Source organism: Georgenia thermotolerans (assembly GCF_009193185.1).
GTDB lineage: Bacteria > Actinomycetota > Actinomycetes > Actinomycetales > Actinomycetaceae > Georgenia > Georgenia thermotolerans.
This window is the reverse complement of the sequence record NZ_VUKF01000080.1, coordinates 1-7,674: the sequence shown is the minus strand read 5'-3', so window position 1 is coordinate 7,674 and position 7,674 is coordinate 1. Positions and strand designations below refer to the sequence as shown.

The window sequence follows — 7,674 nt, the reverse complement described above, 5'->3', positions numbered from 1 at the left end:
GGCGCCGGGGCGCGGCCGGTCGCCGGCGCCGGGGCGCGGCTGGTCGCCGGCGCCGGGGTGCGGCTGGTCGCCCGCGTGGGGCGGCTCGGTGGGCTGGGGCGGCTCGGTGGGGTCGGTGCCGTGCTCGTGCGTCATGTCGGGCCCTCCCCCGTCCGTGCTCACCTCGCGATCAGGTCGGTCCACCCGACCAGTGTCTGCCACCCGCGGCCGAGCCGGTCGGTCATTCCGGATCCCGGCTCGGTGACCGGGAAGGCGCCCGCCACGGCGCGGACGGCGTCGTCCTCCCCGCCGGGCCCGGCGACCAGCACGGTGATGTCCCCGCACTGCAGGACGAGCGCGATGCCCGGCACGGGCAGCTGGTAGGCCTCGTGCCCGCCGAGGTCGACGGCGGGCAGCTCGGCCAGCGAGGCGCCGTCGAGCACCCCGCGCTGCTCGAGCACGACCACCTGGTGCCCGTCGCCGAGGAGCTCGATCTCGAGCAGCTCCTGGCCGTCCGGCCCGGCGACGGTGCCCACGTGGCTCACCCGCAGGTCGTCGGGCAGCCGGCTCGGCGCGCTCCACCCGTTGGCCGCCAGCCAGCCCAGCGCCGCGTGGGTGGTGTCGGCGGTCGGCCCGCCGATCGCGGCCGTGCGCGGGGTGTCCGCCGAGACGACGAACCGCGACTCCCCGGTCCCGGCGCCGCTGAGCTGGGCCACCATGAGGGCGGGGTCGCCGGTGCGCTCGGTGAGCATGCCGACGACCGTGAGCACCCCGGCCACCCCGGCCACGCCGGCGAGGACCAGCACGCTGCGCACCGCGAGGCGCCGGCGGGTCCGGCCGGAGGTCAGGGGCTGCAGGGCCAGGTCGACGAGGGTGCGGCCGCGGTGCTCCGGGGGCGGCGGCTCGTGCGCCATCCGCATGAGCCGGTGGGTGAGCTCGGCGCTGGGGGCGACGTCCCGGGCCTGGGCCAGGCGCCGGCGGGAGGCCCGCTCGTTGGCCACCTCCCGGGCGCACGGCTCGCAGCCGACGAGGTGGGCCAGGGCCTCCTCCGCGCGCTCGGGCGGCAGCTGGCCGTCGACCAGCGCGCTGACGTCGTCGCCCAGGTGGCTCATGCGGCGCCCCCGTGCAACGCCGGCGTGCGCGGCTGGGCCGCCTGGCTGGACGTGCCCGCCCCGGGGCGGCGGTGCTCGAGCTGCTCGCGCAGCATGGCCCGGGCGCGGTGGATGCGCGAGCGGACGGTGCCCATCTTGATGTCGAGGGTCGCGGCGATCTCCTCGTAGGACAGGCCCTCGATGTCGCAGAGCACCACGGCGGCGCGGTAGCGCGGCGGGAGGGCGTCCAGGGCGGCCTGGACGTCGAGGTCGAGGTGGGCGTGCTCGAAGCCGCGCTCGGGCTCCTCGGAGTCGTGCGCGTTCGGCAGCCGGTCGGTGGCCTCGCCGATGGGGTCCATCCGCACGCGGGAGCGGCGGCGCGCCTGGTCGAGGAAGAGGTTGGTGGTGATGCGGTGCAGCCAGCCGTCGAAGTTGCCCGGCTTGTAGGCGTGCAGGGACCGGAAGACGCGCACGAACGTCTCCTGCGTGAGGTCCTCGGCGTCGGCCCGGTTGCCGGTGAGACGGTAGGCCAGGCGGTACACGCGCGGGGAGTGCTCGGCGACGATCTGCTCCCAGGACGGCGCCGACCACTCGGCGGCCCCGTCGGCGTCGGCGGCGGTCGGGGCGTGGGGGGCGGAGCTATGGTCCGCGTCGGGCATGGTCACGTCCTTCAGGGCAGGCGGTTGGCCACCATGGTAATGAGAGTTGCTGGACGTCGCCTGGGAGCGGGCGCCGCCCCGGTAGCATCAGACGATGGTCCGCATCGCGGACCACGCACCACCCGCGGCCCGCGCCGCCCCATCCCGCCGGAGGCCTCACCATCGTTGCCGACAAGGCCCTGTCCTGGGCCTACACCGAAGAGTTCGTCCCCGAGGACGACGCGATCGCCGACGCGCGGCTGCGCGCCGCGGAGCTGGGCGTCACCCCGGTCTCGGCGGGGACCGGCGCCGCGCTGCGCGTGCTCGCCGCCGCCGGCCGGGCGCACGCGGTGGCCGAGGTGGGGACCGGCACCGGCGTCAGCGCGCTGTGGCTGCTCGGCGGGATGACCCCCGACGGCGTGCTCACCACCATCGACGTCGAGTCCGAGCACCAGCGCGCCGCCCGCCAGGCGCTCGCCGGTGCCGGCATCCGCCCGGCCCGCACCCGGCTCATCGCCGGGCGCGCCCTCGACGTCCTGCCCCGCCTCGCCGACGGCGCCTACGACCTCGTCCACGTCGACGGCGACCCCAACGAGGCCGGCGACGACGTCGCCCAGGCGGTGCGCCTGCTGCGCCCCGGCGGGATCCTCGCCGTCAACGCCGCGCTGTGGCACGACCGGGTGGCCGACCCGGCGCGCCGGGACGACACCACGGTGGCGGTGCGCGAGCTGGGCCGGCAGGTGCGCGAGGACGCCCGGCTCGTCAGCGCGCTGCTGCCCAGCGGCGACGGCCTGCTGGTGGCCGTGCGCCGCTGAGGGCCCCCGCCGAGGGTCCCCTCCCACGGCGGACGGCCGGCCAGCAAGGCCGGCCGGCCGTCGGTGCGTGTCGTGGTGGGTGCTCAGCTGGCCACGGCGCTGAGCGCCTCGCTCAGCTCCCCGGCCTCCGCCGGCGTGAGCTCGACGACCAGCCGGCCACCACCCTCGAGCGGGACGCGCATGACGATGCCCCGTCCCTCCTTGGTCACCTCGAGCGGTCCGTCTCCGGTCCTCGGCTTCATCGCGGCCATGTGGTGCACCCCTTTTCTCCATGGATGTCGGACCGTCCGTCCGGGCCGCAAAGGGGTTCCGTTCGGACTGCCACTGGAGTTAAGTCTAGATCACTCAGGGGCACCGCCGGCCTCGACCGACGCGGCTTCCTGCGCCTGGCGCTCCTTCGCCAGCACCCGCACCCGCTCCAGGACCGCCTCGACGGCGTCCTCCGCTGTGTCGACGACGGGCAGCAGCTCGAGGTCGGCCGGGCTGATGGTGCCGCGGGCGACCATGGTGTCGCGCAGCCAGTCCACGAGCCCGCCCCAGTACTCGCTGCCGACCAGGACGATCGGGAAGGAGGAGACCTTCTGGGTCTGCACCAGGGTCAGCGCCTCGAAGAGCTCGTCCATGGTGCCGAAGCCGCCGGGCAGGACGATGAAGCCCTGGGAGTACTTGACGAACATCGTCTTGCGGGCGAAGAAGTAGCGGAAGTTGACCCCGAGGTCGACCCACTGGTTCATGCCCTGCTCGAACGGCAGCTCGATGCCCAGCCCGACGGAGAGGCCGTCGGCCTCGCAGGCGCCCTTGTTCGCCGCCTCCATGACCCCCGGCCCGCCGCCGGTGACGACGGCGAACCCGGCCTCGACGAGCAGGTGCCCGATCTCCTCGGCGAGGACGTACTCCGGTTCCTCCGCCTTGACGCGGGCGGAGCCGAAGACGGAGATGGCCGGGCCGATCTCGGCGAGCGCGCCGAAGCCCTCGACGAACTCCGCCTGGATGCGCAGCACCCGCCAGGGGTCCTGGTGGAGCCAGCTGGTGTCCTGCTCCGGCTTGAGCAGGCGGGCGTCCGTCGTCTCCTCGGGCACGAGCGACCCGCGCAGGAGCACCGGGCCCTTGCGGTAGCCGTTGCTCTCGCGGCGGGGGCGGCCGCCGGGGTCCTGGCGGTTGGGGTGGACGGTGCGTGTCATATGACCAGTGTCCTCGGTGTCGGCGGGGTCAGGCGAGCCAGGCGCGCAGCGCGTCGGCGCAGATGCGGATCTGGTCCACGGGCACGCGCTCGTCGTCGGCGTGGGCGAGCATGGGGTCGCCGGGGCCGAAGTTCACCGCCGGCACCCCCAGCTCGGCGAACCGGGCGACGTCCGTCCACCCGTACTTCGGGCCCGGGGCGCCGCCGGTGACCGCGGTGACGGCGGAGACGAACCCGGCCACGAGCGGGTGGTCCAGCCCGGGCCGGGCCCCGCCGGCCAGGTCGGTGACGGTCACCTCGTAGCCGGCGAAGACCTCCCGCACGTGGGCCTCCGCCTCCTCCGGCGAGCGGGACGGGGCGAAGCGGTAGTTGACGGTGACGACGCACTCGTCGGGGATCATGTTCGTCGCGATGCCGCCGCGGATGCCGACGGCGTTGAGCCCCTCGCGGTAGACCAGCCCGTCGACCTCCACCTCCCGGGCCCGGTAGGCGCTGAGCCGGGCGAGCACCTCCCCGGCGCGGTGCACGGCGTTCTCGCCGCGCCACCCCCGCGCCGAGTGGGCGGTGCGCCCGGTCAGGCGGACGTCGGCACGCAGGGTGCCGTTGCACCCGCCCTCGATGCCCGCGGCGGTCGGCTCGCCGAGGACGGCCAGGTCGCCGGTGACCCACTCGGGGTGCACCCGCACCAGCCGGCCCAGCCCGTTGAGGTCGGCGTGGACCTCCTCGTGGTCGTAGAAGACCCAGGTGACGTCCCAGCGGGGCGCGGTGAGCGCGGCCGCCAGGTGCAGCGCGACGGCGACGCCGCCCTTCATGTCGGTGGTGCCGCGGCCCCACAGCTCCTCGGTCCCGTCGGCGGTGGTGCGCCGCCAGGTGGGCAGGTTGTCCTTGACCGGGACGGTGTCGATGTGGCCGGCGACGACGACCCGCTGGCCGCGGCCCAGGTTGGTGCGGGCCACGACGGCGTCGCCGTCGCGCAGCACCTCGAGGTGGTCGTAGGGCCGCAGCGCCGCCGCGATCGCGTCCGCGAGCGCCCCCTCCTCCCCCGAGACGGAGGGGATGTCGCACACGGCCGCGGTGAGGTCGGCGACGTCGGCGCCGGCCAGGTCCGGCAGCACGACGGCGGCGCCGGCGCGCGGGAAGGTCTCGCTCATGGTCCGACCCTACGAGGTGCGGGCCGGACGGCCCGGCCCGGACTGCTGCCTGGCCCGCGACGACGGCCCGGCCCGGCCCGGCCCGGGACCAAGGTCGGACCTCTTGCCGGATGGCTAAGGCTAGCCTTACCTTCTACCGGCCGGACGGTGCCGCCGCCCGGGGCCGGAACACCGGCGCACCCGAGCGAGGAGGGCTCATGGCACGTCCGCGCACCGCTGCTCCCACCGCGTCCGTCCCTCCCGCCACCGTGCGGCTCGCGACCGCGCCCGCCACCGGGCCCGCCGCCACCGGCCCCGCGGCGACCGACCCGACCGGCACGCTCGCGGACCTCGCCCCCGGCTGCCGCGCCTGCGTCACCGACGTCGTCTCGGCCAGCCCCGCCGTGGCCCGCCGGCTGCGCGACCTCGGCTTCCTGCCCGGGGCGGTCATCGAGGCGGTGCGCCGCGCCCCGCTCGGCGACCCGTGCGTGTACCGGGTCTGCGGCTACTCGCTCTGCCTGCGCCGGGAGCAGGCCCGGGACGTCCAGGTGGTCGCCGCCCCGTGACGTGCCACGTCCCGGAGGAGGCCGGCGTGGCGACGGCGGCGCGCCGCGTCGCCCTCGTCGGCAGCCCGAACGCCGGCAAGACCAGCATCTTCAACGCCCTCACCGGTCTGCACGCCAAGACCGGCAACTACCCGGGCGTCACCGTCACCCGCTCCGTCGGCACCTGCCACGTCGACGGCGCCGAGGTCGCCGTCGAGGCCCTGCCCGGCACCTACGGGCTGGCCCCGGTCAGCCCGGACGAGCAGGTGGTCGCGGACCTCCTGGCCGGGCGCCTGGACGGCGTGCCGGCCCCGGACGCCCTCGTCGTCGTCGCCGACGCGACCACGCTGCGCCGCTCCCTCGGGCTCGTCGCCGAGGTGCTCGCGCTGGGCCGGCCCACCTGCGTCGTGGTGACGATGTCGGACGAGCTCGCCCGCCGCGGCGGGCACCTGTCGGTGCCCGGTCTGCAGGCGGCGCTCGGGGTGCCCGTCCACCGCGTCCTCGGCCACCGCCGGGCGGGCATCGACGCGCTGCGCGCCGCGCTGCCCGGCGCCACGGGCTGGCCGCGCTCCCCGCTGCCGCCGCCGACCGAGCCGGCCGAGACGGCCGCGTGGATCGACTCGGTGCTCGGCGCGGCGGACTACCGCGCCCCGCACCTGGACGCCACCACCGAGCGGCTGGACCGGGTCCTCCTGCACCCGGTGTGGGGCACGGTGACCTTCTTCGCGGTGATGTTCGCGTTCTTCCAGACGATCTTCGTGCTGGCAGCACCGCTGCAGGGGGCCATCGAGACGTTCTTCGCCGGGCTCGCCGGCGTGGTCCGCGCCCAGGTCCCCAGCCCGACCCTGGCCGGCCTGCTCGCCGACGGCGTCATCGGCGGGGTGGGCGGGGTGCTGGTGTTCGTCCCGCAGATCATGCTGCTCTTCCTGCTGCTGTCGCTGCTGGAGGGGGTGGGCTACCTCTCCCGCGCGGCGTTCCTCATGGACCGCGTGATGGCCCGGGCGGGCCTGGAGGGGCGGGCCTTCGTCGCGCTGCTGTCCGCCGTCGCCTGCGCCATCCCCGGGATCATGGCCACCCGGTCGCTGCCCTCGGCGCGCGACCGCATCGCCACGATGATGGCCGCCCCGCTCATGACCTGCTCGGCGCGGCTGACCGTGTACGTGCTGCTCATCTCCCTGCTCGTCGAGCCCGGCGCCCGGGTGGGCCCGTTCGGCGCGCAGGGGGCGGTGATGTTCGGCCTGTACCTGCTCGGGGCCGTCTCGGCCATGGCGGCGGCGTGGGTGTTCAGCAAGGTCACCGGGCGCCGCGGCACGGTGATGCCGTTCTACATGGAGATGCCGCCCTACCGGGTGCCCACCGGGCGCAGCGTGCTGGTGGCCATGTGGACCTCCTCGAAGGCGTTCGTCCGCAAGGCCGGCACGATCATCCTCGCGGTGACGATCGCCCTGTGGCTCCTGCTCAACCTGCCGGCCCGCTCCGCCGACGAGCTGGCCGCCGCGGGAGTGGACACCGCCGACGCCGCCGCCGTGACGAGCTACGTAATGGAGCACAGCGTGGCCGCCGGCGTCGGGCGCGCGATCGAGCCCGTCTTCGCCCCGCTCGGCTTCGACTGGCACGTCGACATCGGGATCATCTCCTCCCTCGCCGCCCGGGAGGTGTTCGTCAGCACCCTGGGCCAGGTGGCCGCCGCCCACGACCCCGACAACCCCCGCGCCGCCCTGGAGGCGATGACCTTCACCGACGGCCCGCACGCCGGGCAGCCGGTGCTCACCACGCCGACGACGGTCGCGGTGCTGGTGTTCTTCGTCTACGCCATGCAGTGCATGAGCACGCTGGCGGTCATGCGCCGCGAGAGCGGCGGCTGGCGGTGGCCCCTGACGGCCTTCGCGTACATGTCCGTCCTCGCCTGGGTGATGGCCTTCCTCGCCCGGCACCTGACGATGGCGCTGCTGTGAGCGCCCCGGCCCTCGTCCCGATGCACCCGGTGGCGGGCGCGGACCCGGCCGAGCTGCGGTGGGTGGTCCCGGCCGGGGCGGTGCCGGTCACCGGCGAGGTCGCGGCCGCGCCCGGCGCCCTGGGCGGCCTGCTCGACGGCGGCACGCTGGCCCGGGTGGTCGCCGAGCCGCGCGCCGTGGTCACCCGCCTGGGCCCGGGGCGCAGCTGGGCCGCCGACGGCGCCCGGGTGCGCACCGCGCTGCACGAGGCGCTGGCGACGCCGGCGGGCTGGGCGGTGCGGGGCGCGCCGGACGCCGGGAGCGCCGACGACGCCGGCGCGGCCCGGGCGGGCGCGTCCGGC

The 7,674-nt window shown here is 76.0% G+C and carries 8 protein-coding genes and 1 pseudogene; 4 read left to right on the top strand and 5 right to left on the bottom strand.

The annotated features are described in order from the left end of the window. Positions 1-158: 158 nt before the first annotated feature. Complete coding sequence (locus tag GD970_RS20985) at positions 159-1,091, bottom strand: anti-sigma factor family protein (protein WP_152204830.1); 933 nt, start codon at positions 1,089-1,091, stop codon at positions 159-161. Next, complete coding sequence (gene sigE / locus GD970_RS20980) at positions 1,088-1,729, bottom strand: RNA polymerase sigma factor SigE (protein WP_152204829.1); 642 nt, start codon at positions 1,727-1,729, stop codon at positions 1,088-1,090. Before sigE ends, GD970_RS20985 begins: the two co-directional genes overlap by 4 nt. Before the next feature lie 161 nt (positions 1,730-1,890). Here sigE and GD970_RS20975 point away from each other — a divergent pair, with 161 nt between their 5' ends. Continuing rightward, positions 1,891-2,523, top strand: a complete 633-nt coding sequence (locus GD970_RS20975; RefSeq protein WP_152204828.1) for an O-methyltransferase — start codon at positions 1,891-1,893, stop codon at positions 2,521-2,523. Positions 2,524-2,606: 83 nt separating this feature from the next. Here the strand turns inward: GD970_RS20975 and GD970_RS20970 are convergent, their stop codons facing one another. From GD970_RS20970 to dapE, 3 genes are all read right to left on the bottom strand, one after another. Further along, entirely contained in the window at positions 2,607-2,774 is a 168-nt protein-coding gene (locus GD970_RS20970) for a DUF3117 domain-containing protein (RefSeq protein WP_193314316.1), read from the bottom strand. A 90-nt stretch (positions 2,775-2,864) separates the two neighbouring features. Next, a complete protein-coding gene (locus GD970_RS20965) occupies positions 2,865-3,704 on the bottom strand; it encodes an LOG family protein (RefSeq protein ID WP_152204826.1) in 840 nt (279 codons plus the stop codon). Positions 3,705-3,732: 28 nt separating this feature from the next. After that, complete coding sequence (dapE, locus tag GD970_RS20960; RefSeq protein WP_152204825.1) at positions 3,733-4,854, bottom strand: succinyl-diaminopimelate desuccinylase; 1,122 nt, start codon at positions 4,852-4,854, stop codon at positions 3,733-3,735. A gap of 197 nt (positions 4,855-5,051) precedes the next feature. Between dapE and GD970_RS20955 the strand changes: the two genes are divergently transcribed. From GD970_RS20955 to GD970_RS20945, 3 genes and pseudogenes are all read left to right on the top strand, one after another. After that, positions 5,052-5,399 carry a FeoA family protein gene (locus tag GD970_RS20955; RefSeq protein ID WP_152204824.1) on the top strand — a complete coding sequence of 116 codons (348 nt, stop codon included), beginning with the start codon at positions 5,052-5,054 and terminating at the stop codon, positions 5,397-5,399. Beyond that, on the top strand, positions 5,396-7,333 hold the full coding sequence (feoB, locus tag GD970_RS20950) for a ferrous iron transporter B (RefSeq protein ID WP_152204823.1): 1,938 nt from the start codon (positions 5,396-5,398) through the stop codon (positions 7,331-7,333). Before GD970_RS20955 ends, feoB begins: the two co-directional genes overlap by 4 nt. Further along, a pseudogene (locus tag GD970_RS20945) lies at positions 7,330-7,674 on the top strand (NifU family protein); the annotation flags it as partial. The gene feoB and the pseudogene GD970_RS20945, both read left to right, overlap by 4 nt.